Source organism: Burkholderia sp. E168m23, from assembly GCF_016586125.1.
Taxonomy (GTDB): Bacteria; Pseudomonadota; Gammaproteobacteria; order Burkholderiales; family Burkholderiaceae; genus Burkholderia; species Burkholderia orbicola.
In genome coordinates this window covers 1-2,494 of record NZ_BCPP01001007.1, presented here as the reverse complement: position 1 = coordinate 2,494, position 2,494 = coordinate 1, and the positions used below count along the sequence as shown (strand labels likewise).

Below are 2,494 nucleotides of genomic sequence, written 5' to 3'. Positions count from 1 at the left end.
TTATTCTGACAATACTACATTGCGAAAAGCACACTGTTGCGCGCGTACAGCTTTCAGATGGACCGCAGAAAGGCAGCGGACACGCCCAGTCGCAGGTCCGAGGAGAGGGCGCGCGACCGCGCGATCTCCTTGGTGAGCTGCTTCACCGTGCGGCACGCCAGCGTCAGTTCGCCGTGGGGCGACATGGCCAGCGCAATGAAGCGCGGCACGGACGGCTCAACCACCATTGACGCCTGCAACCGGCATTCTTTTTCAAGAGTGGCAATCGCGTAAGGTCCGAGCAACCCATAGATGCCGCCATCGGCCACGATGTGGCCCTGCAGACTCAACGAGTCGGCTTCTGCCGCAAAATTCAGGGAGACCTGATGTTCACCGGCAATTTGTTCGAGCCGGTCGCGCCAGCTATTGGGGCGGCAGAAAAAGACCAGCGGAATCCCGTCGAGCTTTGAAAAAGCAATAGTAGGGTGCTTGGTCAAAGGGTCGCCTTCCGCGCCGACCAGGTAAGTCGCCGCCTCAACCAAATACTCGTCACCGTCTTTCGGCGTCGGGCTATTTCGAAAGAGGATGGCGAGGTCAACACTGCCGTTTTCCAACCACGTATCCAACAAAGCCCCCTGACCCTCGCGCACCTGTAACTGCACTAGGGGATAACGTTCTCGAAGGCGATGGTAGAGCGTGCTGACCAGCGGATGAGCGGTGGAGGGCAAGATTCCGAGTCGGACCACGCCGATCGGCTCTCCGGCCGAACTGCGAATGTCGTTGGATAACTGTTCCGTGCTGGCCAGCCATGTCCTGACGCGCGGGGCAATCCGCGCCCCCAAATCGGTCAATACCACGCCGCGCCCCGTCCGTTGGAACAGGCGGCCGCCGCAGTATTGCTCCAGTTCAACGATCTGGCGGCTGATATGTGGCTGGCTGGTTCCGTAGGCAACGGCCGCCTTGCTCAAGCTCCCGAGTTCCGCCGCGTCGATGAAAAGCTTCCAAGCCGCGTAGTCCACTTTCCGGCCTCCAATCAGATATGTCAAATCAGTATATCTGAAATGTGCTGCTAGGCAGTTCTCGCATGAGGCGTCCATCCCTACACTGCAACGCATGCACCGTTGTTCCAGCTTGAAGCGAAACGAGCAGCGGGCTCTCCTCTACGAAAGAGGAGCGGAAAAGCTCACATTTGGAGACGTCATGAAAGCAATCGATCTGCGCGGTCTGGTCCCGGCACCCGTTACCCCTTTCACCCGCGACGGCGCGGTGGACCATGCAGCAATTCAACGTCTGGGCTCCTGGCTCGGCAGCATTGAAGGCGTGAAAGGTCTGACGGTGCTCGGCCACGCTGGCGAAGGCACGTTCATGACGCAGAAAGAACAGGCTCAGGTCATCGAAAGCTTCGTTAAGTCCGTCGACGGCAAGATTCCGGTCATCGCCGGTATCACGCTCGAAGGTACGCAAGTCGCCGTCGACGAAGCGAAGCGCGCGGTCGAGGCCGGCGCGTCGGCTGGTCTGGTGTATCCGTCGCACGGCTGGTTGCGCTTCGGCTACCAGAAGGGTGCGCCGCAGGACCGCTACCGCGCCATCTACGAAGGCAGCGGCCTGCCGCTGATCCTGTTCCAGTACCCGGATGCCACCAAGGCGACGTACAACCTCGAAACGCAACTCGAAATCGCCGCACAGCCGGGCGTGTTCGCGATGAAAAACGGCGTGCGCAACATGCGTCGCTGGGATGTTGAAATCCCCATCATCCGTCGCGAGCGTCCGGAACTGCAAATCCTGACCTGCCACGACGAGTATCTGCTGCACACGATGTTCGACGTTGACGGTGCACTGGTCGGCTACGGCGGCCTGGCCCCCGAGCCGCTCATCGAGCTGATCAAGGCCGGTAAGGCGAAAGACTACGCGGCCGCACGCGCGATCCACGATCGTCTGCTGCCCGTCACGCGCAATGTGTACCACCGTGGCTCGCACATGGAAGGCACCGTGGCACTCAAGCACGGCCTCGTGGCTCGCGGGATTCTCGAGCACGCGACGGTGCGCTCGCCGCTGCTGCCGCTCGCGGAAGGCGCGGACGTTGAAATCGCCGACGCACTGCGTTCGGCAGGCCTCGTCGACTGACGCGGAAGCGGCGCATTCATAGCCGTTATGACGATAGCGAAGCGCTGCCCCCGCTTCGCTATCCGCGTTAAGCCGTCACGGCGACGCACGAACGCTCGTTTCGCACGTCGCCCATAACAGGATCGGGAAACGACCAAACAAGCTCCAACATCGCGACACTACAAGACAGAAGCGCGACGGTGCTTAAAAAAGACGAAGTCCGAGGGCCCATAAAATGCAGCTTTTCAGGAGACAGCATGAACACCCCTTTGACCGCCTACAGCGTCGGTGTTGGTCAATCCGAGAGCGCAACGCGCACCACGAGCGAGCAGTTGCGTGCGGCGAACCTGCTGTTCCGAATCGAGAACGTACCGTTCTGCCGGTGGCACACCAAGGCCCGTATCATCATGGG

General features: G+C 60.6%; 2 protein-coding genes and 1 pseudogene. 2 read left to right on the top strand and 1 reads right to left on the bottom strand.

Annotated features, from left to right (window positions below):
* Positions 1-53: 53 nt before the first annotated feature.
* Positions 54-998: a LysR family transcriptional regulator gene (locus JMF90_RS33255; protein ID WP_011548554.1), complete on the bottom strand. Its 945-nt coding sequence runs from the start codon at positions 996-998 to the stop codon at positions 54-56.
* Positions 999-1,179: 181 nt separating this feature from the next.
* Here JMF90_RS33255 and JMF90_RS33250 point away from each other — a divergent pair, with 181 nt between their 5' ends.
* Complete coding sequence (locus JMF90_RS33250) at positions 1,180-2,103, top strand: dihydrodipicolinate synthase family protein (protein WP_011548553.1); 924 nt, start codon at positions 1,180-1,182, stop codon at positions 2,101-2,103.
* Between the two features lie 236 nt (positions 2,104-2,339).
* A pseudogene (locus tag JMF90_RS40740) lies at positions 2,340-2,494 on the top strand (MFS transporter); the annotation flags it as partial.